The organism is Tunturiibacter empetritectus (genome assembly GCF_014201375.1).
GTDB classification, from domain to species: Bacteria; Acidobacteriota; Terriglobia; order Terriglobales; family Acidobacteriaceae; genus Edaphobacter; species Edaphobacter lichenicola_D.
This window is the reverse complement of the sequence record NZ_JACHDZ010000008.1, coordinates 48,276-74,199: the sequence shown is the minus strand read 5'-3', so window position 1 is coordinate 74,199 and position 25,924 is coordinate 48,276. Positions and strand designations below refer to the sequence as shown.

Genomic DNA, 25,924 nt, shown 5'->3' with positions numbered 1-25,924 from the left:
AAAGATTCGAGATGGGACGCACTCTCGACGAACCAGTATTACGGCCGCAACGACCACGCGCTTAGCTGCTCCGGTGTTTCGATCTGCCCCGTCAACAGCTTGTCGAAGAGCTCACGCGTTCTTATCGATTCAAACGGCTCGTCAATGTGTGCAGGCGTTGTCTGCCCAGGAAGCTTCACAAGGTAGGCAGGTCTATCGTCAAATGTGACATTGTCCGAAGCAATACGCTCTTCTTCTGTCCATTCCGGACTCTTCGCCCAGAACAAATTAACTCGCCACGAGTGATCACCCATAATCACCAGCGTCGAGTTATTCCAGGTTCCGTTCTCTTCCAGTTCACGCCGAACATGCGCCAGGTAGACATCGCACAGGGCAAGGTTATCGATGTAGCTGGGGTGAGATACCTCGAAATTACCCGTATACCGGTTGTAGATTCCTCCCGGATGCGGGATCGGCATATGGAGCAGAATGAAGTCGGCCGAGGAGTCTCTGAGAAGCTCGTCTCCGGCTGCAGCAAGTTCTCGGTAATCCTGTTGATGAAGTCTGACCTGAGTAGAAGGAGCGTTCTGTCGTGGAAGCAGATGCGCCGACCTCGCCAGGTTTACAAGATGACCTATGATCGGCTGCTCGCTGTTCCACAGGATGCTTCGCTCCGGAAACATATCACCCGGCACGACGGTGTGATTCGTCCAGAAACATCGGTCGAGAACCTCAGGCAGAATGCGGCAATATGGGTTGTACCATCCCGCGATCGCAGTACTGTAGCCTGCATCGAGCGCATCTTGAAAGACTGTCTTGTGAGGATCAAAAGTCTCCCACGTTCCCGTAGACCGGTTATGCACCTCAAGAGGCCACCCTGCAGCAGAGGCGCGCATGCCATCGTATCGGTGTCCCGCGATTAGGGAAGGAAGAACCTGTTCTGTGTACACACCGCTCGGCACAGTATGGGTGAACACCGTCGCAGTACGAGCCAATTGCGTAAACGCGGGCAAATCAAGACCCTGATAACGATGTTCATAAACTTGCCGGTACGAGAGTTCATCAAAGAGTATCCAGATGATTCGCCCGTGGCGAGCAGAGGAAGCGCTGTCTCCCGTTCGCTGATGCAGGGGGCGCGGTGCGTTCAGGTGACGAGCCTGCCAGGAGAACAACACCGCTTGAGCAATCATCATCAGCCCGCTCAGAGCTACGAATCCAAGTATCGGAAGAGCCAACTGTCGCGCTCGATAAAGAATCGGTTGAACGCGAGAACGCCATGCCACCCAGGCGAAGAAGATCAGGCAAACCCCAACCAGAAAGATCGTTTTGACAACAACTGGCACGAGAGAGTCGTGCAGGACGTACCAGTCCACTATGATCTTCCAACTCAACCCGATACCTACGACGCTCCACACCCAGGAGTTGAATCGCTGATGACTCCGTCCCCAGGCAAGCAGGAGAGTCAACACTAGCCACTCAGTGGCGAAGTTCAGCAGCACAGGTACGACTACCGCACGAACCGGTCCGATCAGATGGTAAAACTCGTTGTGCGAAGGCGATGCTAGAGCCCCGAGCAGGACCATCAGGACGATCGTAGTTGCGCCTAACGCAGTGATAACCGGGTGTCTCAACAACTTACGTGGCCCCTCCTACCAAAAAGACACGATCGAACGCTCTTGCACCGTGATCTCCCGCCGCTTGATCTTCCACAGTCTGGCGTAGACATCCCATGACCAGTTGGCGCGAGCTTCACCGCTGGAAGATCTCCTCTGTCCGGCCGAAATGATTTCTTAATCTCGACCATTTAGAAAGTGGAATAGGTATCTGATAATGGGATAGTTATGGTGAGAGCGCTGGGGCTCGAACCCAGGACCAACGCCTTAAAAGGGCGATGCTCTACCAACTGAGCTACGCTCTCAAACCACACAACCAAGTTAGCACATTTAGGCAGGGGAATATTGCCTTCAACCAGCGCCACCGCAAGCTTTTACCCTCTTTCTCCCTTTCACCCGCAGGAAAACCGGAGGACTCCCCGCTCAATCGACGCCTGGATACATCACGAGCAGATTCTTTCAGGATCAAACCCCGAAAGTTCCATTCCGGGAAGCCTGTTTTCACCCCAAATTCAGCTGCGATTGATGCGAAAACCCGCGCCCCCATTGCATTCTCACACTTAAGTCGCACAACGGTTTCATTGACTTAGGATACTACCCACAGTAGCCTCAGGCTATTGCATTGGAACGGGTGCAACCACCTAATTTGAACTGGCAGCGAACCGGCGCAGTTCAAACTGAAAGAAACCGCTTCACCGAACTCACAGGACCAAGAGCTATGGACTCTCGCGGCACAGACAAGACCACCGACAAGGTCGAAGATCTCGCAGTAACGGAAACACCTGAAGACGTTGCTGTACTTTATTCCTGGGCAAATCTTCACGGAGCCAAGTATCGCGACTTCTCAGCATCGCGTCGTGAGTATCGTGCGCAGCTCAGACATCGCGCCGCAGAGCAGGTGCGGGAGCAGGCACTCCTGGCTCAGGCCGAGGCCGAAGACGCCGCCGCAACTGCAGATGCCGCCGCACGCAACGCATCGAAGGTCGCACTCGATCCCTACTCGGAAGACTCAGACTCCCACAGACGGCGTGCGTTGCGCGAAGCGGAAGAAGCCGCTCGAACCGCCGCAGCCGAACGCCTCGAAGCCGCTCGCCGGGCCGAAGTCGCCGCCGTCGCCGAAGCAGCCGCCCGCCGCGAAGAACGTGAGATCGCAGAGGCCCACGCCTCCGCCCAGCGACAGGCCGCTCGCTATGCCGACTCGGAGATTCGCCGCAGAGCCTCTGAAAACGCTCCAGAGCTGCCCGGCCGGACCTCGGACCCCTACACGCCTCATGCTCAAACCCCAACTCAGGCGCATCCCCAGCCAAACCATCATCCAGCTACCGAAGCCGCACTCCACCAACCGGCCGTTTCTCCACAGGAATCGCCCTTGAGCAACGATCCAATCCAGCCGAGCGATCCAATCCAGCCGGAGCCGCGTGTCTACGTTAAGCAGAATATGACCCCACGCCGTCCCCAGGGCTACCGCCCAGATGAAGCCTCCGGTGTCCGCCAGATTTATCGCGGCCCCGACGACTCTCAGGCCGAGTACACTACTCCTGATCCAATCAGACATTTAATTCCTACGCAAAACCGAGCTGTGCCTGCACCACTTTTATCCCAGGATATGAAGCCAACCCACGAACAGCCCGCACCGCCGCCTCCACCGTCCCCAAACGAAGACGCGGCCCCGCTCCTGGGTCAACGTCGTACAGATCCTCAACCCCGCGCCGTCGCCTCTCAAAGCGAACCGGCACCCGCGTCCTCCGCTGCCAATCTGGATCAGCGGACTCCATCCGCCAAGGATCCTTCGAGGACATCGGATGATGCTCCGCTCGATTCCACACGAGACTCTTCATCGAATCTCTCCCCCGCCACACCGCCTCGCCCCAGGCTATCGGGAGCCTTTCGGTCTGCACCGCCCATCTCTTCCACGCCCCCAAGGCCCGTCTCGCCGTTCTCTCAAGCGCTCGTTCCCTCAGACTCCACCCGCGGCCGCCGAGCCCAGGACGACTTCGACTATCAGCAGCCGCACAATCCATCCGAGCCGTCGCGTCGCAACCCGGCAGACCCATCCCCTGAGCCCGCGCCGCTGGCCTCTGCGCGACCTGCCTTCCAGTCAGATCCTGCCGGTCCGGCCTGGCTCTACGCCTCGCCCGCGCAGCCCGTCGCTGCAAAGCCACTTGCACCGCAGCAGCAGCCACCATCTCAATCCTCCGTAGCCGACACCCTCCAGCACTCCAGGGAGCGCGTTGCCGCCCGCTGGTACGCCCTCAAGGGTGTCTTCGAGCAGCCCGGACAGGATCAACCCGAGGCTGCACCCGTGCGTCAAAAGGAGACCCGGACCCCCGTCCTCGCCGTCTTCTCCCTCGCCGGCGGAGTCGGCAAAACCAGCCTTGTCGCGACCGTCGGGCGCGCGCTCTCTTCCATGGGAGAAAAAGTTCTACTCACTGACACCACCTCACACGGCCTGCTGCCGTTCTACTTTGGTGCCAGCGAGCTTCGCCACGGAACCGTCCGCACCTTCTCGCCTCCCAGCGGCAGCACCGATGCGCCCATCTACCTCGTCAGCTATGACGTAGATCAAAAGACCACCGACGAAGAAGCGCAGGAGCTTCTCGCCGAAGAGATCATCAGCAACGGCCGCGGCGCCCACCGCATTCTGCTCGACCTCACCGTAGGCTCCAGCTGGATCGTTCGCCGCATGGCCCGCATGAGCCCGACCATTCTCGTTCCCGTCGCGCCCGACATGAACTCCGTCATCAGTCTTCAGACCGTCGAAAAGTTCTTCAGCGGCGTCAACGACGGCGACGGCCGCCCCCTGCAGCCCTTCTACGTGCTCAATCAGTTCGACACCTCGCTGCCACTGCACCTCGACGTCCGTGAGGTGATGCGCCGGCAGTTAGGAGATCGCCTCCTCCCCTTCGTCATCCGTCGTGCCCAGTCTGTCAGCGAAGCTCTGGCCGAGGGCATGACCGTAGTCGACTACGCCCCCGACGCACCCGTCGCCGAAGACTACCTGAACCTCGCCACCTGGCTCCGCACCGTCGCCGCACCGGCAACCGCGGGCTTCCGCAACGTTCGTTGGAGCGAGCGATGAGGGAGGGCCCTCTCTTCGATCAACTTCAATCAGGTGACGCTCTCTTCTACAAAGCACTACGCTTTCTCATCCTTCTCAGCGGAGTATTTCTCCTAGCATTCACCGGCATTCTGGAGCTCACCTGGCCCCAGCAGATCGTCCTCGGCATCCTCACCGTAGCCCTGGTCATCTGGATGGATCGCAGCTCCGGCTCCTACCTCGTCACCCTGACGCTCATGCTGGCGTCCATGTTCTCCACCTTCCGCTACGGCTTCTGGAGAGTCTCCACCACCCTCAAATTCTTCCGCGATCCCGGCTCGACCTGGAGCGTCCTAGACGGCTTCTTCATCTGCCTCCTCCTCTTCGCCGAAATCTACGCCTTCGTCGTTCTCTTCCTCGGCTACTTCCAGACGCTCTGGCCGCTGCGCCGCACGCCCGTCTCCTTGCCCGACGAGATCGACCAGTGGCCCGCCGTCGATCTCCTCATTCCTACCTATAACGAGCCGCTCAGCGTCGTAAAGTACACCGCCCTCGCCGCCCTCAACATCGACTGGCCGTCCGACAGGCTCAACGTCTACCTCCTCGACGACGGCAAGCGCGAAGAGTTTCGCCAGTTCGCCGCAGACATCGGTATCGGCTACAGGACGCGCGACGACAACCAGCACGCGAAGGCCGGCAACATCAACCACGCCCTCGCCAAGCTCAACTCTCCCTACGTCGTCATCTTCGACTGCGACCACGTCCCCACGCGAAGCTTCCTGCAGATCACCATGGGCTGGTTCCTGCGCGACGAGAAGCTGGGAATGCTGCAGACCCCGCATCACTTCTATTCGCCCGATCCCTTCGAGCGCAATCTCGATCAGTTCCGCACCATCCCCAACGAAGGCGAGCTCTTCAACGGAATCGTCCAGGACGGCAACGACTTCTGGAACGCAACCTTCTTCTGCGGCTCCTGCGCGGTAATCCGCCGCTCCGCCCTCAACCAGATCGGCGGCATCGCCGTCGAAACCGTCACCGAGGACGCCCACACCTCACTCCGCATGCAGAGGAACGGCTGGAACACCGCCTACATCAACATCCCTCAGGCAGCCGGCCTCGCCACCGAACGTCTCAGCGGCCACATCCGCCAGCGCATCCGCTGGGCCCGCGGCATGGTCCAGATCCTCCGCACCGAAAACCCACTCTTCGCCCACGGCCTCACCGCAGCCCAGCGTCTCTGCTACTTCAATGCGATGACGCACTTCCTCTACGCTCTGCCCCGCCTCATCTTCCTCACGGCGCCGCTCGTCTATCTCATCTTCGGACACGTCAATCTCCCCGGCTACTGGCTACTCATCTTCGCCTACGCCCTCCCGCACCTCGTCCTTGCAAACATCGCCAACTCCCGCATCCAGGGCCAGCACCGCCACTCCTTCTGGAATCAGATCTACGAGACAGTGCTCGCGCCTTACATCCTTCTTCCCACACTCTTCGCCTTCCTCAACCCCAGATTCGGCAACTTCGACGTAACCGCCAAGGGCGGCGTCGTCACGCGTAGATTCTTCGACTCGCGCATCGCCCAGCCCTTTCTCTTGCTCTCAGCGCTCAACGCCATAGGCATCCTCTGCGCCATCCCCAGATTCATTCAGTTTCCCGGCGCCGGAACGCCCTCCCCGCTCCACGTCATCGCGGACATGTACGACGGAGGCCACGCCGGCACCATTCTGATGAACCTCCTTTGGGCCTGTTTCAACATGGTCATACTCGGCGTCGCCACCTCCGTCGCTTGGGAGAGCCGTCAGCGCCGCCAGGCCGTCCGCCTTCCGATGTCCGTCCCCGCCGACGTAGAACTCGGCAATGGAACCATCGTTCGCGGAGTCACCAGCGATATGTCCAGCGGCGGTCTCATGGTCCGCATCGAGCGCGCCTTCACCGCCCGCATCGGCGATGCCGTCAAGCTCACCCTGCCGGTTCTCGACGGCAAAGCCACCCTGCCCGCAACGGTGGTCGGAATCGATGGCAACACCATCCGCGCCCAGTTCGACCCGCTCACTCTCCTTGAGGAAGAGGCGCTTACCATGGTCCTCTACTCCCGCGCCGACACCTGGCTAGGCTGGGGAGAGTCACGCGAGGCAGACAGACCACTCACCAGCCTGCGCCGCATCGTCCAACTCGCCGGCCAGGGCTTCGTTCGAACCTTCCGCAGCGGCGCAAAAGCAAAAGAGCCATCGCCCAACGGAAATCTGGCTCCCAGCGTTGTGCCGCTTCTCGTCCTCGCCCTGCTGGTGAGCTCTTCCGCTCTCTCCGCTCAGGTTCACCCGGTTCACACCACACATTTTTTGCTGCAGAGTGATTCCAGCACTCCACCACCGGCTCAAACCGCGCCTCCTACTCAAACTCCAGCCCCCACTGCGCCAGCAGCCCCCAGCGCCCCAGCAGCCCAGAACCCGCCTTCGACCGAAACCCAGCAACCACCTCAAAACCCGCCTGCGGTCAAACCATTCCTTTCCTACAAGGCATACGCCGCTCGACTGGCTGCTGCACAAGCTGCCGTCGCACCATCCGACACCTTCGACAAAGTCGTCAGCCTCTCCGACCTCGGCGTCCCAAGAACGATCGTCATGCAGGGACTCGACGCCTTCAACACGATCCACTTCGCGCTGCCGCAGACGCAGGTCGTCAAGACCGCCACGATGCATCTTCGCTACCACGTCTCTCCCGGCCTCATTCCATCCCTCAGCCATATCAAGGTCAGCCTGAACGGCGCCCTCTTCGCGACCCTTCCCGTCGTCGATCCACACTCCACCGCTGCCACACAAGCAACCCAAACAGCTACAAATCCGCCTCCAACCCAAAGCACCGACCTGCTCGAATCAACCGTCACGCTTCCAGCCGATGCTCTCACGCGAGACAACCAGCTCACCTTTGAGTTCGTAGGCCACTACGCCTCTCAGTGCGAAGACCCAGCCCACTCCACTCTCTGGGCACACATCGACAATAGCTCCACCATCGAGTTCACCGGAACCCTCACCCAGCTTCACGACGACCTCAAACTCCTCCCCGCGTTGTTCTACGATCCCCTCGTCAATCCTCATCCCGTTATCCCCATCGTCTTCCTCGGCCAGCCTTCTCCGAAGGCGCTTCAGGCCGCGGGCATTATCGCCTCATGGTTCGGTATCCTCGCCGACTCCCGCCCCATCCGATTCCCAGTCATAGTCGGAACCATCCCCGCCGGCAACGCAATCGTCATCGGCCAGAACGGCCCCTCTCTGCCCGCCGCCCTCCAGATCAACTCCATCGCCGGGCCCACCGTCGTCATGCGGCCGAACCCCTCGGACCCCTACTCAAAGCTCCTGATCCTGACCGGCGAGACCGACGCTGATCTCCTCAGCGCAGCCCTCGCGCTCACCCTCCAACGCGACCTCCTAAGCGGCGATCGTGTCCGCATCCCCGCCATCAAAATGCCTGCCCCTCGCGAAGCCGACGACGCACCACGCTGGCTCAGCACCGACAAAAACACACCCATCGGCGACCTACTCCAAGCCTCCGACCTCTCGACCGGCATTCTCCAGACCGACGGCTCCAACCCGGTGGCCCTCTCCCTGCGCCTCCCGCCCGACCTCTTCTACGGCACGCGGCAGAATCTCGGCTTCCATCTCGCCTATCGCTACAACGGCGTCCCCCTCTCAGACGAAAGTTCCCTCCAGGTCTATCTCAACGACGCCTATATCAACTCAACCCCGCTATCGCACACCGACAAAGCCTCCCCCGCGCGCATCGTCCCATTCCCCGTCTCGGACATGCGTCCCTTCTCGAACTCCATCCTGCTGCGCTTTTTCTTCCAGCTCGCCAAAAAGCCCGACTGCCCCGACCCCGCTCCCACAAATCTGCAAGGCTCCATCCTCAAAGACTCCTACCTCGACCTCAAGGACATCCCTCACTTAGCCGTCCTGCCAAACCTCGAGATCTTCGCCAACGCCGGCTACCCCTTCACCCGCAAAGCCGACCTCTCTGACACCGCCGTCGTCCTGCCCGACAACCCCAGTCCCGAAGAGATCGAGCTCTATCTAACTCTCATGGCCCACTTCGGCGCCCAGACCGGCTACCCCGTCCTCAACGTCACCGTCACCAACGCCGAAGGCATGCGCCCCGACGCCCACAAGGACTACCTCGTCCTCGGCACCGTCGACGATCAGCCCGCCATCAACCGCCTCAATCCATCACTCCCCGTCAGCGTCGACGGCAGCGGCCTTCACATCCAGGACACCCAGGACTTCTTCGCGCAACTCCAGCACGCCTGGTGGAAAGTCCGCAGCTCCGACCACATCCAGTCCGGCCAGCTCGAAACCGCCGGCACCATCCCCGACGCACTCATCGAGGGCGTCGAGTGGCCCAGCGGATCGAAGCAGTCAGTCGTCGTCATCGCCCTGCGGAACAAAGACGTCATCCCCAACTTCCTCTCCACCTTCCTTCAAATCTCTCAGTCCTCCGACATCTCCCAATCCGTAAGCGTCCTGCACGACTCGCACTTCTCCTCCTACCGCATCGGCAACGACGTCTACCGCGTAGGCTCCCTCTCGCTCTGGCTCCAGCTCAACATGCTCTTCGCCGACTACCAGTGGCTCATGGTCATCTCCACTCTGGTCGTCTGTTTCCTACTGGCCGTCATTCTTCGCTCTGCCCTGCGCCGCCGAGCCCGCGCCCGCCTGCAGGGAACCAGCTACACCCACCCAGCCTGAAGCAACGAACGCCGAAGCCAATTCGGAAGCGGGAATATCCCCCATCCGACGTACCTGGCCGCCCCCTGAATTCCCTTGAACTACTCTCCTCTCCCACGTATAACTCTCAAACGTACACAATCCTGTCACGCAGCCGGACGCTTCCAATTCGACGGTGGGGCCGCCAGTGTATCGAAGACCCGATGACACGACGAACGGACCAGCGAGCAGAGCAATTGCGCAAACTCCATCTATCTATCTCGACAATTAGCCTCATCCTCTTCACCGCGATCCCAGCGCTCGCCTCCCGCCCGGACAGCGTTCCCGACTGGGTCCGCACCGCCGCGCAGCAAAAGATCCCTCAGTATCCGCCCGACACCAACGCCGTCGTCCTTTTCGAAGACACCATCTACAGCGTCGCGCCCGATGGCAGCGCCACCGAGCACTTCCGCAGCGTCGTCAAAATCCTTCGCCCCCAGGGCCGCGACGAGGGCAGAATCGCCGTCCCCTTCGACAAGGACACCAAGATCCTCTCCCTGCACGTCTGGAGCATAGGCCCCGACGGACACGAGTACGCCGTCAAAGACAGCGAGCAGGTAGAGTTCGGCTATCCCGGCCAAGGCAGCCTCTTCATGGATCTCAAGGTCAGGGCGGCAGAGGCTCCCGGCCGCGATCCCGGCGGCGTCGTTGCCTACGAGTACGAGCAGCGCACCCACCCCTACCTCACCGAAAAGACCTGGTTCTTCCAAAGCGACATCCCGCGCCTCAACCAGAGCTTCACCCTCGAGCTGCCCCCCGGATTCATTCACGGCACCGTCTGGGCGCACAGCAGGGAACTCCCGGCTATCGACCTCGAACATCAGCGCTGGCGCTGGGAGATGAAGGACGTCTCTCCCATCGATCTCGACCAGGTTGAGCTTCGCCCGTCGGAGTCCTCGCTCGAGGGCCGAATGACCGTCCATTACGCTGGGCCGACTATCCAGTCGCCCACCGAAGGCACCTGGCAGAGCGTCGGCCAGTGGTACCAGGCCCTCGCGAAGGATCGCGTCGTCGCCACACCCGAGATCGCAGCCAAAGCCAAAGAACTAGCTGGCGACAAAACCGACTTCTACGACAAGACCGAAGCCATCGCAGAGTTCGTGCAAAAGCAGGTTCGCTACTTCGTCATCGAGATGGGCATCGGCGGCCACCAACCGCACTACGCCGCAGATATCTTCCACAACCGCTACGGCGACTGCAAAGACAAAGCCACCCTGCTCGTCTCCATGCTCTCTACGGTAGGGGTCCACGGGGCTCTCGTCCTGGTCGACCATCGTCGCGGGGTCATCGACCCCGAAGCCCCGTCAATCATCGGCGATCACATGATCTCCGCAATCGAAATCCCCAAAGGCTACAACTCCCCCAAACTCCGCAGCGTCGTTACCGCCAAGTCCGGTCGCCGCTACCTCATCTTCGATCCCACCTGGGACAAGACCGCCTTCGGCCAGCTTGCTCACAACCTCCAGGGAGGATACGGCGTCCTCGTGGAAGACTCCGACAGCCAGATCATCCAGTTTCCGTTGCTCTCTCCCGATCTCAACACCATCCGCCGCACCGCCACCTTCCAGCTGCAATCCGACGGCTCGCTCAAAGGCACCGTCACCGAGAAGCGCTTCGGCGATCTCTCTGAAGGCCGCCGCGATCTCTACACCAGCAGCGACGCCAAAGAGCAGACCAAGTTTCTCGATCGCCTCCTCGGCCAGGACTTTACCACCTTTACCGTCTCCGACTTCAAGGTGCAGAACGCCGAGGCTCTCAACAAAGACCTCACCACCTCCTACTCCCTCACCGCCGACCACTTCGGCAAGCCCATGGGTCCCTTGCTCATGGTCCGTCCCCGCGTCCTCGGCAGCGAGGCTCTCTACGCCGACCGCAAAGAACGCCACAACGTCCCGATCAACCTCAGCGAGACCATGCAGGAGCAGGACGACTACACCATCGAGCTGCCCTCCGGATACGCAGTCGATGAGATCCCCGATCCCGTCAAGCTCGACCTTGGCTTTGCCTCCTACGAGAGCTCCAGCGTAGTCAAGGACCACACCCTCTACTACACCCGCACCTATACCGTCCGCGAGGTCACCCTCCCCGCCGACAGATATCCCGACGTTCAAAAGCTCTCCGGCGTCATAGCAGCCGACGAACAAAGCAAAGCCGTCCTCAAAAAGCAGTAAAAATCTGTAACCAAAATCGATCACAAAACGACTCACGCACCACGAAGCAATCGAACAAGGACGACTCCAAACATGAACCACACCTCACGCCGCACCCTCTGCCTCACTCTTCTCTCTGCCTTGGCTCTCCTCGCCGCACCCTTCGCCCGCGCGCAGTGGACCGTCCCCACTCCCGAAGAACTCTCCATGACCTCCCAGCCCGAGGTTCCCGGCGCCGCCGCCGTCTACCTCTTCCGCGAAGAGACCACCGAAGACAAGTTCCACATGTTCAGCACCTACGTCCGGCTCAAGGTCCTCACCGAGCGCGGCAAGGAGTACGCCAACGTCGAACTCAGCTACGCTCACTCCAGCGAAGGCGGTTCCACGGACATCGACGACATCCAGGGCAGAACCATTCACTCCGATGGCACCATCATCCCCTTCACCGGCAAACCCTACGAAAAGCTCGTCGAAAAGACCCAGGGCGTCCGCTTCATGGCCAAGGTCTTTACCTTGCCCGACGTCGAGGTCGGCAGCATCATCGAATACCGGTACAAGCTGCGACTCGGCGACAACTGGTTCAGGGCGCCACAGTGGTACATCCAGACCGCTCTCTACACCCGCAAAGCCCACTACTCCTGGCGCCCTACCAGCAAACAACTCATCTCGTCGGAAGATGGCGGCCTCACCAACACCATCTCCTGGACCAAAATTCTTCCCACAGGCACCGATCTAAAAGAAACCCAGCTTCCCGCCAGATCCTTCGAAGATGGTCAGTACATCTTCGATCTCAACGTGCACGATATCCCTCCCGCCCCCGAGGAGGACTACATGCCACCCATCTCCAGCTTCACTTATCGTGTCCTCTTCTACTACTCCCCCTATCGCACTGGCGACGAATATTGGAAAAACGAGGGCAAGCGCTGGGCGAAGAGTCGCGACAAGTTCATCGGACCCGGCCCCATCGTCACCGCAGCCGTTCACGACCTCATCCTCCCGGCAGATTCGCAGGATCAGAAGCTGCGCAAGATCTACGCCGCCGTAATGAAGCTCGAAAACACCAACTATACCCGCGAGCACTCCAGCACCGAAGAGAAGTCCCAGGGCCTCAAAGAGGTTCACACCACCGACGACATCTGGACCCGCAAGCGCGGCAACAACGATCAACTCACGGCACTGTTCGTCGCCATGGCCCGCGCCGCCGGCATGAAAGCCTACCTCGGAGTAATCACCAGCCGCGACCGCAGTGTTTTTTTTCGCGCCTTCCTCAGCATGTCGCAGCTCGATGACGACGTCGCAATCGTCAACGTAGACGGCAAGGATCAGTTCTTCGACCCAGGCTCTCGCTACTGTCCCTACCAGCATCTCGAATGGAAGCACAGCCAGACAACTGGTCTTCGACAAATGGATAGTGGCTCAGGACCAGTGGAGACTCCCGGAGAGACCTATCTCTACTCGAAGACCACCCGAATCGCCGATCTGACCATGGATGAGCACGGTGAAGTCTCCGGCAGTCTAAAGATGTCCTACACGGGATCCCCCGCTCTTCACTGGCGGCAACGCGCCCTCACCGGCGACGACGAAAGCCTCAAACGCGAACTTCGCACCAACGTCGAACGCCTTATGCCTGCCGGCGCCGACATCAAGGTCACCTCCATCGAGAAGCTCGAAGACTACGAACAACCACTCGTCGTCAATCTCTCCTTCAAAGGAAATCTCGGCTCCGCCACAGGCAAGCGTATGCTCATCCCCGCTGATATCTTCGAGGTCAACGCGAAGCCTGCGTTCCCCCACGAGAAACGAGAGATTCCGGTCTACTTCCCATACTCCCGCATTAATCAGGACGCCGTCCGCATCAAGTTCCCACCGTCCTTCAAAGTAGAATCTCTCCCCACGGCCGACCAGATGGGCTTCCAGAAGTTCGCTCTCTACACTCTGCGTTCGGAATCTACCCCCAACAGCTTCACCATCCGTCGCGACTACGTTCTCGGAGAGATCTACTTCAAGACCGAGGAGTACGCCGGCCTCCGCAGCTTCTACTCCAAATTCGAGAACAAGGATCAGGAGACCGTCGTCCTCACCACCGCTCCTGCTCCCGCCAAACCAACTCCAGCAGGGAACTGAAGCCCGTCGCCGCCTTGCTCCCTCACGGCAGGCGGCACACCTTCACCACCTCATTTTCGTAAGCACACCCAAACCCCGCCGCAGCGTCTCGCTCCAGAATCACCCACGTCGCACCGACCGCCTTCAGCCCAGCAAGCCGGCCAGGCGCCGACTCCCTGCCAAGCCCCCCACCAAGCCCAGTCTGCAGCGCCATCCCCTGCGACCACTCCTCCGTTAGCTCCGGTCTGTTCGACGCCGTTCCACCATCTTTCGAATCCGGCAGAGAACTCCGCTCCGCAATCGCCCGAAAGCCCTGTGCATCTTCCCCTTCCTGGACCGTGTAGTGAGCGTCCAGCGCAAACACCGCATTCTTCGGCGTGTTCTCTCTGATCCAGACAAACGCCTGCATCCAGCGATTTCCCCCACCCCCACCGGTCCATCCCAAGGCAGCCGGAAGTTCAAGGTACTTCGAAGCCGGGAAGGCGATACGGTCGACCTGCAGCATAATCGTCGCCAGCACAGAGAACGCTGCAACCCACCGCCACGCCCGTCGCCGCAACAAGCGTTCTCCCAGCGTCGAACCCATAATCAAAATCATCACCACGTACACCAGTTGGAAGACCCGCAAAGGTTGCAGCCTCGCCACCTGGTGCACCGCCGCCCCCTCTCGCGCAAACAACAACGCCACCACAATCGCCGTCCCTCCCGACGCGATTGCAACCCGCGCCAAAGCCACCCCCACCACCTCCAAATCGCGACCTCGCCTCACGGCCACGATTGCAAGAATCATCAGCGGCGCCGCCAGCCCAACCCACTCATACCAGTGCCATTGGCTAAGAAACCAGTAATACCTTGTCAGCATCACTCTCTGGTAATCCGCGCTCTCCACCGGGGATGACAACTGCACCCCCGCCGCCACGATCACCGCCGTCAAACACAGTCCCACCGTCCCCCACACCCGCACCAGCCGGCTCGTCCACAGCGTTGTCCCCAGCACCAGCACCGATCCCAGCGCATAAGCCCCCATCAGGGGATGCATCGTCGCCGCACCCATCAGCGCTCCGCAGCAAAGCCCCAACCCTCGCTGCCACTCCCCCTTCATCTCAAACTGCGGCGACAAAAACTGCAACGCTCCCACCAACGCCAGCAGCGCGCAGGGAGTCGAGATACTTCGCGCCGTCACATACGGGTCCATCAGCATCAACGACGTCCCCGCAATTGGAATCGTCAACCACACTGCCAGCAGCGCCACCGCTCCGCACCTCGCCTCACGCGACGCGTAGCAGCGAGCCGCCAGCAGCCACGCCGCAAACAACGTCATCCAGAAGCTCGCAAGATGCACCAGCAGCAGCACCATCTCCAGACTCAAGCGCGACTCGCGCACCAGCCCAGCCACCAGCGGCGCAAACACCGAGTACCGCAGGTGCCCCACCACAAACTCCGCCCCATACGGATAAAGCGCCGGATCCAGCAGCCGTTTGATCTCAGGCAGGTAGATACCCCCATCCTCGGCATAGGGATGGTAGCCGTGGATCAGCAACGCAAGAAACGTCAACGCAGTCACCAGCACAGCGGCAAAACTGCGCTCCCGCCGGTACCGCTCCAGTTCGAGCTCTATCGAAGAGAGCTGTGATGCGATTGATGTAGCCAAATAAATCCTGCTCCTGCGTGGTCTTAGTTTCTATCGCATGACATCAGTTCTGCGTTCTGCGAAATCGTAATCGAAAGCCATGCAACTCCTCGCGATCAAATTCGCGCACTTCTCAACAAACACCTCAACGAAGACAAACTCTCTGGCTTAGACGTCAAAACATCGATTCAGCCTACGTCTCTCCCAAATCAAAAAAAGCCGCGCACAATACATAGAAATCTCTCATCCCGCGTTCCTGCAAGTTGGCCCTCCGATTGCTCTACAAGGGCAGGTTCATCAAGCCGTACGAAGGAGACAACACCAGGAGAGGCCACACCATGCACATTCACAGCAGTCCGGTCAGCCAGCTTGCTCTGGGCTCTACCCAATCCACCTTTCAGGCCCAGGAAGCCAGAAAAGCCGCAGCCGCCGTACGCCGAAGACTCAGCAGCTTCGCAGCCAGCGACGAGGACGAAGCGATCTCCCGCGTCGAGGCCCAGGCAGAGCCCGACCCACAACGCAGAAAAAATCCGCAGCAGGACGAAGAGGCCTTCCGCAGTGTCTTCGTCTCCGTCTCCGTTTAACTGCCCCGACGCATACTGCTTCCGCAACGCAAAACGCAAGAGGATCGGCAACACGCAGACGATACAATCGAAGCTGCATGTTTGATCGTCCCTTTCCCCTTCCGGTCCCCCGCGAAACCAACCATCGCCCGGCATCCCTCAGGCTGCCCGCATGAGCGCCGCCGCCAACAGCCGCAACCTGCTGAAGACCATCCCCGGCCTTCTCATCAGCGCCTTCTTCCTCTGGTACACCTTCCATAACATTCAGCTCAACGAGTTCCGCGCCCTCCGCGCCGTGCACCCGGCGTGGATTCTCGGCGTTCTCGGCTTCACCCTCGCCAGCTACACCCTGCGCTGCGTTCGCTGGAGCCAGATGATGCCGTGCAACGGCCGCTCCCTCCGCGCCCACTTCGCCGTCTGCGCCCGCGTCCTCATGACCTCGCTCGCCGCCAACAACATCCTCCCCTTACGCATCGGCGACATCATGCGCATCTTCACCTACTCGGACGACCTCGGCACCGCACCCTCAGTCATTCTCAGCACCGTCATCCTCGAAAAGCTCCTCGACATCTTCGTCCTCGTCCTCCTCTTTGTCTCGACCGTAGGCAGAATAGCCACACCGCGCCTTCGCCTCATTGCCAACATCTCGCTCGCCGTCTCAGCCATCGGTCTGCTGATCCTCCTCGTAGCGGCGCGCAGCCTGCAGGCGCCAGTGCAGCGGCTCTTCGCCCGTCTCCCTGCCGGCCCCCTGTTGAAAAAAATCGAACACTGGATCACCCTCGCCCTCGACGCAACCGGCCGCCTCGGCGTCGTCGGCTCTCTCCTTCTGCTCTTGCAATCGGTCGTCATCTGGACCTGCGAAGGCATGATCTTTCTCTCTGCCATCCGTCTCCTCGGTCTTTCGGTCGACGGCATAGCCGCCTGGCTCGCCGTCTCCTTCGCCAACCTCTCCTATCTCATCCCCAGCTCCCCCGGCGCCATCGGCCCCTTCGAGCTAGCCGTCAAAACCTCTCTCGTCAACCACGGTGCGTCGATGTCGCAATCCGCTGTCTTCGGCCTCGCCATCCACGTCTGGATGCTCCTCTCGGTCACCGGAGCCGGTGGCATCATCTTCCTCATCCATCGCATCCGCATCCACAACCACAAGCCTCTGCTCGAAGAGATTGAAGATCTGCCGGCCCGGCTGCCGTAAAAGATAGGTCCTGCCAGACGGGCCTCCGGCGCTTAGTCACCCCACAAACGAAGACCTGTTTGTGGGGACCCCGATTCGGCGGGCGTTCACACGCCTTTTTAGAGCTTCGCGTGCTCCTCCCGTTGGTCGGCACAAGATCCCTCGCGACCAACGAGAGCGCAACCGAAGGGGTATACAAGTCACGAAGTGACCGCCCCACGCGCAGTGGGCCCGTCCGGCAGGACAAGCCTCTAGTAAACTGAACCCATCTTCCAACTGAATTGCAAAGTGGTGACCCCCAAAGCATGTATCGCACAATCCAGCAGTCTCTGTTGGCCCGCATCCAGGCCATCCTCCTCGCGAAGTACGACGTCACCCTCACCAACCTCGTCGTCGAGCAGCCCCCCAGCATCGCCCTCGGCGAACTAGCCCTCCCCGTAGCCTTCGAGCTGGCCAAGCGCCTCCGCAAAGCCCCCCGAGCCATCGCGACGGAGCTAGCCGTCGAGCTCTCCACCCAACTCCCCGAAGGCGTAGCCAGCGTAGAAGTAGCAGGCGCAGGCTACCTCAACATCCGCCTCGACCGCGCCGCCGCCGTTCGCCGCATCGCCGCCGACCAGCACGCCAACATCGGCGGCCCCGGCTTCCGTCTCGTCGAGCACACCAGCATCAACCCCAACAAAGCCGCCCACATCGGCCACCTCCGCAACGCCATCCTCGGCGACACCTTCCAGCGCCTCCTCCGTCCCGACACCTTCAAAACGGGCTACGAAGTCGGCGTACAAAACTACATCGACAACACCGGCGTCCAGGTCGCAGATGTAGTCGTCGGCCTCGTCTACCTCGAAGGCAAGACCCTCACCAGCACCCGCGAGCTCCTCACCGAACTCCTCGAGACCAACCAGCGCATCGACTTCTACTGCTGGGACCTCTACGCCCGAGTCTCCCAGTGGTACACCGCCGACCCCGAACACATCGAAGCCCGCAAGCAGCTCCGCCTCGACACCCTCCACGCGCTCGAAATGGGCCACAACGACACCGCAGATATAGCCGACCTCATCTCCACCGCCGTCCTTCGTCGTCATCTGCAAACCATGCAGCGCCTCAACATCGAGTACGACTTCCTCCCCCGCGAAAGCGAGATCCTCTCCCTCCACTTCTGGGACGCCGCCCGCGAACTCATGCTCGAAAAAGGTGTCCTCTACCTCGAAACCGCTGGCAAGAACAAAGGCTGTTACGTCATGCGCCGCGCAGGCACGCAAGAAGAACGCGCAGACACGTCAGAAGAAATAGCTGTCGAAGACTCCAGCCTCCCCGACGAAGACGCCAAGGTCATCGTCCGCTCCAACGGCACCGTCACCTACGTCGGCAAAGACATCGCCTACCACCTCTGGAAGTTCGGCCTCCTCCCCGGCAAGGACTTCGGCTACGCAAAGTTTCACGAGTACCCCGACCACTGTTGCTGGATCTCCACCTCCGGCCCCAGCGACCCCAAGCACCCTACCTTCGGCAAAGCCGACACCATCTACAACGTCATCGACTCCCGCCAGAACGATCCGCAGAACAACGTTATCGCCGCCCTACGCGGCATGGGCTACACCGAAGCCGCCGACCGCTACACCCACTTCAGCTACGAGATGGTCGCCCTCACCCCCCGCTGCGCCGTCGAACTCGGCTACACCATCAGCGAAGAAGATCAGAAGAAGCCCTTCATCGAAGTCAGTGGCCGCAAAGGCCTCGGCGTCAAAGCCGACGACCTGCTCGACCGACTCATCGCCGCCGCAAAGTCCGAAGTAGACACCCGCCACCCCGAGATCCAACCCACCGAGCGCCTCACCATCGCGACACAGATCGCAGTAGGCGCCCTCCGCTACTTCATGCTCCGCTTCACCCGCAACACCATCATCGCCTTCGACTTCAAAGACGCCCTTAGCTTCGAAGGCGAGACCGGCCCCTACGTCCAGTACGCCATCGTCCGCGCCGCCAACATCTTTCGCAAAGCCAACACCACCGAAGCCGCATCCCTCGCAGCCATCGCCACACTCGACCTCTCCACCCTCCTCGACACCGAAGAGGGAAGCAGCCTCTGGGAGACCTGGCTCTTAGCCTCAAAACTCACGCTGCTCATCGAGCAATGCATAGCCACGGCCGAGCCAGCCTACCTCGCGAAGTACGCCTTCCAGCTGGCCCAGCAGTTCAACAACTTCTACCACCGCCATCACGTCCTCAACGAAACCGACCCCACCCGAAAAGCCCTTTTACTCGCCACCGCAGCAGTAGCCCAACGCGAGATGACCCGCGCCCTGGCCTACCAAGGCATAGAAGCCCCGCCCGTCATGTGAGCTATTTTTCTACGAACAACATCCCTTGCGACTGTGGATCGAAACCTGCGGGGAAGATAGTCTCGCGGTTATATCTTGAGCCTTTGAGGTCGGCACCTTCCAAATTCGCTGATGAAAAGTCTGCCCCGAGTAGGCTGCATCCTGAGCGCAAATTATCGAAGGAAATATATGCGCCGTCAAGATTTGCAAATCGAAAATTTACGAAATCGAGAACAGCTCCACAAAAACGAGCTTTTAAAAAAATGCCTCCTTCGCAATTGGCTCTGAAAAAATTGGTCCAGTAGAACGTAGTTCCGCTGCAATCGGATTCGCGAAGGTCGGTATCCGAGAAATCATACCCTTCCAGATCCAGATGCGAAAAGTCTGCGTGGCGTAGAGCAGCTCCATCTAGCTGCGTCGTTTCATCCATCTCAATGAGAACATTTCCTGCTCTATCCTTGATCAGCATCCTATCCCGCGTGCCCTCGCTAGAGTCTCTTCTAAGCCTCGTACCCTCTTACCCACTCCAGAATCGACCGCACCGCCACCCCGCTAGGCCCATTCGCAATCCACGGCTTATTCTCATCGTGCCACGCACACCCAGCAATATCCAGATGCACCCACGGCGTCTCCCCCACAAACTCCTTCAAAAACATCGCCGCCGAGATCGCCCCACCCCAACGATTCGCGCCCGTATTCCGCATATCCGCGATATGGCTCTTGATCTGATCCTTGTAATCATCGGTGCAGGGAAGCCGCCAGAACTTCTCCCCCGAGATCTTCGTCGCGTCCACAAACTTCTGCCAAGTCGCCTCATCATTCGAGAACAGCCCCGCATTCACAATCCCCAACGCCACCACACAAGCACCAGTCAGCGTCGCCGCATCGATCAGATGCGTACACCCCAGCGTCTTCGCATAGTGCAAACCATCCGCCAGCACCAGCCGTCCCTCAGCGTCGGTATTAATCACCTCAATCGTCTTACCCGACATCGCCGTCACCACATCGCCCGGCCGATAAGCCTTCCCATCCGGCATATTCTCCGCCGAGCACACCACCCCGATCACCCTCACCTTCGGCTTCAGCTGCGCAATCGCCTGCATCGCGCCAATCATCGCCGCCGCACCCGCCATGTCGTACTTCATCTTCTCCATGCCATCGCCCGGCTTGATCGAAATCCCGCCCGTATCAAACGTAATCCCTTTCCCCACCAGCCCCAGCACCGGAGCATCCTTAGCCAGCACCTCACCCTTCCCGAGCTTCGGCTCGTACGTCATCACAATCAGCGCCGGCGGCTGCTCCGATCCCTGCGCCACCGCAGCAAACGCGCCCATCTTCAACTCCAGCAGCTTTGCCGTCGAATGCACCTCGCACTTCAATCCCATCTCCGCGCACATCGCCGCCGCGCGCTTGCCCAGCTCCGTCGGCGTCAGCACATTGCCCGGTTCATTCACCAGCGACCGCGTAAAGTTCTGCGCCGCCGCCACAATCACTCCAGCATCAAAGCCCTCCTGAATCTCCTCCCGAGTCGACTTCTCCGCCTCCTTCGCAATCACCGAAAGCGACCGCACTGAGCGGTCCTTCCGTTCACTCCGATACGTATCCCAATCCTTCTCCGCCAGCTCCGCTCCCTCTACCAGCACACGCGACAGCAACGCACAGGGCAGCGTCTCCAGATGCTCGTCGTCCAGCGCATGGTCTTCCGGAAACGCAATCGCCATCTCCCGCACTCCCAGCGGCTTGGCCGTGCGCACCGCAGTCCCCGCGCCCTTCCGCACCTCATCCACCGACAGGCTCTTCGCCTTGCCCAGCCCCACCACCAGCAACCGCTCCGTCTTCAACCCATTCGGGCCGTGCAGCAGCAACGTTTCGCCCACCGTAGCTTTGAACTCGCCCGAAGCCAGAACCTTCGCCACCGAATTCGCCACCGCATCAGACGTCGTCAACAAAGCCACCAGCGGCTCCGCATCTTTGCCCACTGCGATATCCACGGCAAATACAGCCAGCAGCGGCGTCTGGAACCCAGCAGCATCCTGAAAGAGTAACTTCGTGTCCATGTGTCTATCGTAACCCGACTGCACGTCGATCACTTTGGAAGTAAAACTACAACGAAAGTAGAACTACCCTCGTTGACTCCGGGCAACCGCGGCCTTGGCCTCGTTATCGGCCTCGCGCTTGCGTTCGGTGGCGCGCTTGTCCCACTCCTGCTTGCCCTTGGCCAGCGCGATCTCGCACTTCACCCGCCCGTTGCGAAAATAAAGTCGTGTAGGGATCAGCGTAAATCCCTTCTGCTTCGTCATACCCTCGAGCTTCCGCACCTCGCTCTTATGCAGCAGCAACTTCCTGGTACGCAGCGAATCATGGTTCATCGCATTTCCATGAGAGAACGGTCCGATGTGCGCATTCAGCAGAAAACACTCGCCGTCCTTCAGCAGCCCATACGCGTCCTTCAGATTAGCCTTCCCCTCACGGATCGACTTCACCTCGGTCCCGCGCAGCGCCACGCCGGCCTCAAACTTGTCTGTCAAAAAATAGTTAAAACTCGCCGACCGGTTGAACGCGGCATCTCTCTTGCCCGCCGCAACCGGGTCGCGGTCCTTCTCCTTCACCACCGGCTTGGGCTGGTGGGCGGCTGTCGTGTTGGACATAGAACGTGCCATGCAATCTCTTACTTTAACATGTCTGCAACTTTCGATTGACACCCGAGCCCTCACCCGCGCAAAGCCCCGCGCGTCTAATCACAACCTCGTCCGTCAGTCCTGGTTGACGTCATGAGTTCTGCCCAATCGTCCAGCCGCGAGCCGTGCCCCAAAACGACCGCGGACCAACCCAGACACCTACCCACTTTTTGACGAGGTCGACTTTGGAGCGAATGCTATACTCACCCGAGCGCAGCAGCCTGGCAGGCACGGCCCCCACAGGCAGCGCCCACGCCGGAAAGATCTTCCCGGCAGGCGTTATCTCCGGCAAACGCCAGACTCTTCACGGTGTAAAGGACGAAAACGGAAGCAGCATGGGTCGCCTGTACAAATCAATCAGCAATCTATTCATCACTCTTCGTCGTGTGCTCCCTGCTTTGCTCTTCTGCAGCATCGCAAGCCTCTGCGCCACAACCGCCCACGCCCAGTCGGCCGCCAAGTGGGACAAGCGCGGTCAAGACGCCGAAGCGCGCCAGGACTTCGACACAGCCTACGAGGACTATCACAAAGCAGTCCTCAAAAAGCCGAAGGACCTCCGCTTCCAGGAGCACTTCGACCGCATGCGATATCAGGCCGCAGTCTCCCACGTCGATCGCGGCCGTGTCCTCCGCCAGAGCGGCGACCTTCAGGGGGCTATGGCCCAGTTCACCCGCGCCCTCCAGATCGACTCCGGCAACCAGGCCGCTCAGCAGGAGATCAATCAGATCCAACGGGAGCAGCAGGTAGAGCGCGACAATACTCCGCAGGCGCAGGAGCAGATGTCGCGCCAGAACGAGACCCTCAGCACGCTTGGCTCCATCGCTGGCCCGGTCGAACTTAAGCCCGTCACTAACGATCCCATCACCCTCCACATGGTCGAGGATGTGAAAGTCATCTACGAGGCCATCGGCAAGGCAGCCGGCCTCAACGTCCTCTTCGACCCCGACTACAGCTCCAAGCGCATCCCCGTCGATCTCACCAACGTTACCCTCTCGGACGCACTCCGCATCGTCGGCACCATCTCCGGCACCTTCTACAAGGCCATCACGCCCAACACCATCTTCGTCGCCACCAACTCGCGCACCAAGCGCACCGACATCGACGAACAGGCCGTTCAGACCTTCTATCTCACCAACGCCAGCCAGCAGAACGACGCCAACGAAGTCGTCATCGCCATCCGCAATCTGCTCGACCCCAGCGTCAAGATCTATCTCGTCCCCAGCCAGAACGCTATCGTCATGCGCGCCACGCCCGACCAGCTCCTCCTCGCTCAGAAACTCCTCAACGACCTCGATCGTGCCCGCCCCGAAGTGGTCGTTGATGTAGCCGTCCTCGAAGTCAACAAGAACGTCGAGCACAACCTCGGCATCACACTCCCCACCTCCATCACCATCACCCCGCAGGCCACCCCCACCAGCTCGTCCAGCAGCGGCAGCGGCAGCACCCCGTCCAACGGCAACAACACCCCCTCCAACTTCACCCTCAACACCCTAGCCCACCTCAACGCCAACAACTTCGCCGTAGGCATCACCGGCGGCACCCTCAACGCGCTCCTTAGCGACGTTGATACCCGCATCCTCCAGAACCCCAGCATCCGCGCCACCGACGGCCAGCGCGCCACCATGAAGATTGGTTCGAAGATCCCCGTCGCCACAGGTTCCTACAACGCCGGTGTCTCCACCGGCGTCGCCAGCATCGGCGTTCAGACCCAGTTCACCTACCTCGACATCGGCGTTAACATCGACATGACGCCTACCGTCCACTATGACCGCGAGGTCACCCTCAAGATGAAGATCGAGGTGCTCTCGCACATCTCTGACGTCACCATCTCAGGCGTCACCGAGCCCGTCATCGGTCAGCGCACCTCGGAGCAGGTGATCACACTCAAAGATGGCGAACCCACCCTCCTCGCCGGCATCATCACCAAGACGGACAGCCTCAACATCAATGGCACTCCAGGCGTCGGCGAGATGCCCCTCCTCAAGTACTTCTTCTCCTCGCGCGACAAGGTCAACGACAAGCAAGAGATCGTCTTCATCATCATCCCCCACATCGTGCGCGAGTCCGTCCTCACCCGCGCCAACGTCCGCCCCATCGACACCGGCACCGGCCAGTCGATCGAGCTGCGCCGCGACGTCTCCGCCAACGACAGCGACTCTGAGCCCGTCTACAGCAACTCGGTTCGCAAACCTGCCTCACCCACCAGCGCAGCCAACGCTGCCAGCACCATGGTCCAGCAGCTAAGCCAGCAGGCTGCCCCCGTCGCTCCTCCTCCCAACTACGTGCCCGGAGCGCAAACTCCTGACACGCAGCCCGCAGCCACTCAACCCCCGGCAGCCCAAACACCAGAGACCCCGGCAACCCCAACCGTAGGTGGCCCGCCCGTCAGCTTCACCGTCGTCCCGCCCGACTCCACCCAGCCCGTCGGCAGCACCTTCCAGGTCGCCGTCATGCTCGGCAACGGACACGACATCTTCTCCGTGCCCCTCCAGCTCCAATTCAACCCAGCGCTCTTGCAACTCGTCAACGTCGACGCCGGAAACTTCCTCGGCAAAGATGGTCAGGCCGTCTCCCTCGTCCACCGCGAAGACAAGGGCCTCGTCGCCATCTCCTCCATCCGTCCGCCCAACACCCCGGGCGTCAGCGGAACCGGCAGCCTCTGCACCCTCACCTTCAAGGCCATCGCCCCTGGAGACTCCACCCTCGCCCTCGTCAAAGTCGGCGCTCTCAACAGCGCGCAGGCCAATCTTCCGGCCGTCGGTTCGCAGGCCACGGTGCATGTCAAGTAAATCAGGGTGTAGGGTGCAGGGTTCAGGGCGTAGAGTACGCTACACCCTAAACCCTAAGCCCTACACCCTACACCCTCAATCTGGCCTCACCCTCGTCGAGCTCATCATCTGCGTAGCCATCGTAGCCCTGCTCGCCTCCGCGGCCATCCCTATCGCCCGCTTCCAGGTCAAGCGCACTAAAGAGCGCGAACTCCGCCGCGACCTCTGGGAGATGCGCGACGCCATCGACCACTACAAGGACGCCGCGGACAAAGGAGCCTTCCAGATCAAAGCCGACTCCCTCGGCTACCCCCCCGACCTGCAAACCCTCGTCGACGGAGTCGAGGTCACCGCTGCCCAGGGAAAAAAGGTAAAATTTCTTCGTCGCATCCCCGTCGACCCCATGACCAACAACACCGATTGGGGCCTGCGCTCCAACCAGGACGACACGGACTCCGACTCCTTCGGCGGCCAGAACGTCTTTGACGTCCACAGCAAGAGCACCGGAACCGCACTCGACGGTACAAAGTACTCCACATGGTAGCCACCAATCCAATCCGGCAAAAGAAACACGTCATCCTGAGCGTAGCGAAGGATCCCCGCATTTTGTTCGGAGCGCCACGACTCTCACAGACCCCAGCCATCCCAACACCAGCCACAAAACCTGAGCCCTGCACCCTGGGCCCTGAATCCTCTCCCACCTCAGGCTTCACCCTCCTCGAGCTGATGATCGTCATGGTCGTCATCGGGCTGCTCGCCGCCATCGCCATCCCCGCCTACACCAGCAACATCCGCAATGCCAAAGAGGCCGTCCTCAAAGAAGACCTCCACACCATGCGCCAGGCCATCGACTCCTACACCGTCGACAAAGCCAAGGCCCCCCAATCCCTCGACGACCTCGTCCAGGCCGGCTACCTCAAGTCCATGCCCGTCGACCCCTTCACCCACCGCTCCGACACCTGGCTCCCCGTCCAGGAGGACACCAACATCAGCCTCGACCAGACCGAAACCGGCATCGACGACGTCCACAGCGGAGCCCAGCAAACCGCCTCCGACGGCACCTCCTACAACACCTGGTAACCCCCCCGCCGTCCAGTATCCCTTCGCTCACCAAAAGGCGCATACTATGGTCTAAGACTCGTCGAGCTGCGTCCGCC

General features: G+C 60.5%; 15 protein-coding genes and 1 tRNA gene. 10 read left to right on the top strand and 6 right to left on the bottom strand.

All coding sequences use genetic code 11. From position 1 onward, the window contains the following. Positions 1 to 38: 38 nt before the first annotated feature. Both HDF10_RS19165 and HDF10_RS19160 read right to left on the bottom strand, forming a co-directional pair. Positions 39 to 1,610, bottom strand: coding sequence for a sulfatase-like hydrolase/transferase (locus HDF10_RS19165; RefSeq protein ID WP_183816329.1), 1,572 nt, complete (start codon positions 1,608 to 1,610; stop codon positions 39 to 41). Positions 1,611 to 1,821: 211 nt separating this feature from the next. Beyond that, positions 1,822 to 1,897: transfer RNA gene (locus HDF10_RS19160), tRNA-Lys, on the bottom strand. 413 nt (positions 1,898 to 2,310) lie between these two features. Between HDF10_RS19160 and HDF10_RS19155 the strand changes: the two genes are divergently transcribed. From HDF10_RS19155 to HDF10_RS19140, 4 genes are all read left to right on the top strand, one after another. After that, complete coding sequence (locus HDF10_RS19155) at positions 2,311 to 4,671, top strand: cellulose synthase operon protein YhjQ/BcsQ (protein ID WP_183816327.1); 2,361 nt, start codon at positions 2,311 to 2,313, stop codon at positions 4,669 to 4,671. Continuing rightward, a complete protein-coding gene (bcsA, locus tag HDF10_RS19150; protein ID WP_183816325.1) occupies positions 4,668 to 9,368 on the top strand; it encodes a UDP-forming cellulose synthase catalytic subunit in 4,701 nt (1,566 codons plus the stop codon). The genes HDF10_RS19155 and bcsA overlap by 4 nt, the downstream gene beginning before the upstream one ends. Before the next feature lie 182 nt (positions 9,369 to 9,550). Further along, complete coding sequence (locus HDF10_RS19145) at positions 9,551 to 11,557, top strand: DUF3857 domain-containing transglutaminase family protein (RefSeq protein WP_183816323.1); 2,007 nt, start codon at positions 9,551 to 9,553, stop codon at positions 11,555 to 11,557. A gap of 72 nt (positions 11,558 to 11,629) precedes the next feature. Beyond that, complete coding sequence (locus HDF10_RS19140; protein ID WP_183816321.1) at positions 11,630 to 13,660, top strand: DUF3858 domain-containing protein; 2,031 nt, start codon at positions 11,630 to 11,632, stop codon at positions 13,658 to 13,660. A 22-nt stretch (positions 13,661 to 13,682) separates the two neighbouring features. Here the strand turns inward: HDF10_RS19140 and HDF10_RS19135 are convergent, their stop codons facing one another. Then, complete coding sequence (locus HDF10_RS19135; RefSeq protein ID WP_183816319.1) at positions 13,683 to 15,290, bottom strand: DUF6798 domain-containing protein; 1,608 nt, start codon at positions 15,288 to 15,290, stop codon at positions 13,683 to 13,685. A 317-nt stretch (positions 15,291 to 15,607) separates the two neighbouring features. Here HDF10_RS19135 and HDF10_RS19130 point away from each other — a divergent pair, with 317 nt between their 5' ends. The 3 genes from HDF10_RS19130 to HDF10_RS19120 all read left to right on the top strand — a co-directional run bounded on the left by HDF10_RS19130 (position 15,608) and on the right by HDF10_RS19120 (position 19,342). Beyond that, positions 15,608 to 15,853 carry a hypothetical protein gene (locus HDF10_RS19130; RefSeq protein ID WP_183816317.1) on the top strand — a complete coding sequence of 82 codons (246 nt, stop codon included), beginning with the start codon at positions 15,608 to 15,610 and terminating at the stop codon, positions 15,851 to 15,853. A gap of 151 nt (positions 15,854 to 16,004) precedes the next feature. Continuing rightward, on the top strand, positions 16,005 to 17,024 hold the full coding sequence (locus HDF10_RS19125; protein WP_183816315.1) for a lysylphosphatidylglycerol synthase transmembrane domain-containing protein: 1,020 nt from the start codon (positions 16,005 to 16,007) through the stop codon (positions 17,022 to 17,024). A 284-nt stretch (positions 17,025 to 17,308) separates the two neighbouring features. Next, a complete protein-coding gene (locus HDF10_RS19120; RefSeq protein WP_183816313.1) occupies positions 17,309 to 19,342 on the top strand; it encodes an arginine--tRNA ligase in 2,034 nt (677 codons plus the stop codon). 1 nt (position 19,343) lies between these two features. On the opposite strand, the gene HDF10_RS19115 is transcribed toward HDF10_RS19120, so the two are convergent. From HDF10_RS19115 to smpB, 3 genes are all read right to left on the bottom strand, one after another. Further along, complete coding sequence (locus HDF10_RS19115; RefSeq protein WP_183816311.1) at positions 19,344 to 19,790, bottom strand: pentapeptide repeat-containing protein; 447 nt, start codon at positions 19,788 to 19,790, stop codon at positions 19,344 to 19,346. 31 nt (positions 19,791 to 19,821) lie between these two features. Next, positions 19,822 to 21,378, bottom strand: a complete 1,557-nt coding sequence (locus HDF10_RS19110) for a leucyl aminopeptidase (protein ID WP_183816310.1) — start codon at positions 21,376 to 21,378, stop codon at positions 19,822 to 19,824. A gap of 63 nt (positions 21,379 to 21,441) precedes the next feature. Beyond that, on the bottom strand, positions 21,442 to 21,981 hold the full coding sequence (gene smpB, locus HDF10_RS19105; RefSeq protein WP_260178021.1) for an SsrA-binding protein SmpB: 540 nt from the start codon (positions 21,979 to 21,981) through the stop codon (positions 21,442 to 21,444). Positions 21,982 to 22,193: 212 nt separating this feature from the next. On the opposite strand from smpB, the gene HDF10_RS19100 reads away from it, so the two are divergent. From HDF10_RS19100 to HDF10_RS19090, 3 genes are read left to right on the top strand one after another with little or no spacing between them, the layout of a single operon-like run. Beyond that, positions 22,194 to 24,788, top strand: coding sequence for a cohesin domain-containing protein (locus HDF10_RS19100; RefSeq protein ID WP_183816308.1), 2,595 nt, complete (start codon positions 22,194 to 22,196; stop codon positions 24,786 to 24,788). Further along, complete coding sequence (locus HDF10_RS19095) at positions 24,778 to 25,311, top strand: type II secretion system protein (protein WP_183761282.1); 534 nt, start codon at positions 24,778 to 24,780, stop codon at positions 25,309 to 25,311. The genes HDF10_RS19100 and HDF10_RS19095 overlap by 11 nt, the downstream gene beginning before the upstream one ends. Then, on the top strand, positions 25,305 to 25,847 hold the full coding sequence (locus tag HDF10_RS19090; protein ID WP_183816306.1) for a type II secretion system protein: 543 nt from the start codon (positions 25,305 to 25,307) through the stop codon (positions 25,845 to 25,847). Before HDF10_RS19095 ends, HDF10_RS19090 begins: the two co-directional genes overlap by 7 nt. Positions 25,848 to 25,924 lie beyond the last annotated feature (77 nt).

Excerpts from the sequence above, each read along its gene's own strand:
- HDF10_RS19125 (WP_183816315.1), top strand. The coding sequence starts at position 16,005 with ATGAGCGCCGCCGCCAACAGCCGCAACCTGCTGAAGACCATCCCCGGC.
- HDF10_RS19100 (WP_183816308.1), top strand. The coding sequence starts at position 22,194 with ATGCTATACTCACCCGAGCGCAGCAGCCTGGCAGGCACGGCCCCCACA.
- HDF10_RS19115 (WP_183816311.1), bottom strand. The coding sequence starts at position 19,790 with ATGCTGATCAAGGATAGAGCAGGAAATGTTCTCATTGAGATGGATGAA.
- HDF10_RS19090 (WP_183816306.1), top strand. The coding sequence starts at position 25,305 with ATGGTAGCCACCAATCCAATCCGGCAAAAGAAACACGTCATCCTGAGC.
- smpB (WP_260178021.1), bottom strand. The coding sequence starts at position 21,981 with ATGGCACGTTCTATGTCCAACACGACAGCCGCCCACCAGCCCAAGCCG.
- HDF10_RS19095 (WP_183761282.1), top strand. The coding sequence starts at position 24,778 with ATGTCAAGTAAATCAGGGTGTAGGGTGCAGGGTTCAGGGCGTAGAGTA.
- HDF10_RS19120 (WP_183816313.1), top strand. The coding sequence starts at position 17,309 with ATGTATCGCACAATCCAGCAGTCTCTGTTGGCCCGCATCCAGGCCATC.
- HDF10_RS19130 (WP_183816317.1), top strand. The coding sequence starts at position 15,608 with ATGCACATTCACAGCAGTCCGGTCAGCCAGCTTGCTCTGGGCTCTACC.
- HDF10_RS19110 (WP_183816310.1), bottom strand. The coding sequence starts at position 21,378 with ATGGACACGAAGTTACTCTTTCAGGATGCTGCTGGGTTCCAGACGCCG.
- bcsA (WP_183816325.1), top strand. The coding sequence starts at position 4,668 with ATGAGGGAGGGCCCTCTCTTCGATCAACTTCAATCAGGTGACGCTCTC.
- HDF10_RS19155 (WP_183816327.1), top strand. The coding sequence starts at position 2,311 with ATGGACTCTCGCGGCACAGACAAGACCACCGACAAGGTCGAAGATCTC.
- HDF10_RS19140 (WP_183816321.1), top strand. The coding sequence starts at position 11,630 with ATGAACCACACCTCACGCCGCACCCTCTGCCTCACTCTTCTCTCTGCC.
- HDF10_RS19145 (WP_183816323.1), top strand. The coding sequence starts at position 9,551 with ATGACACGACGAACGGACCAGCGAGCAGAGCAATTGCGCAAACTCCAT.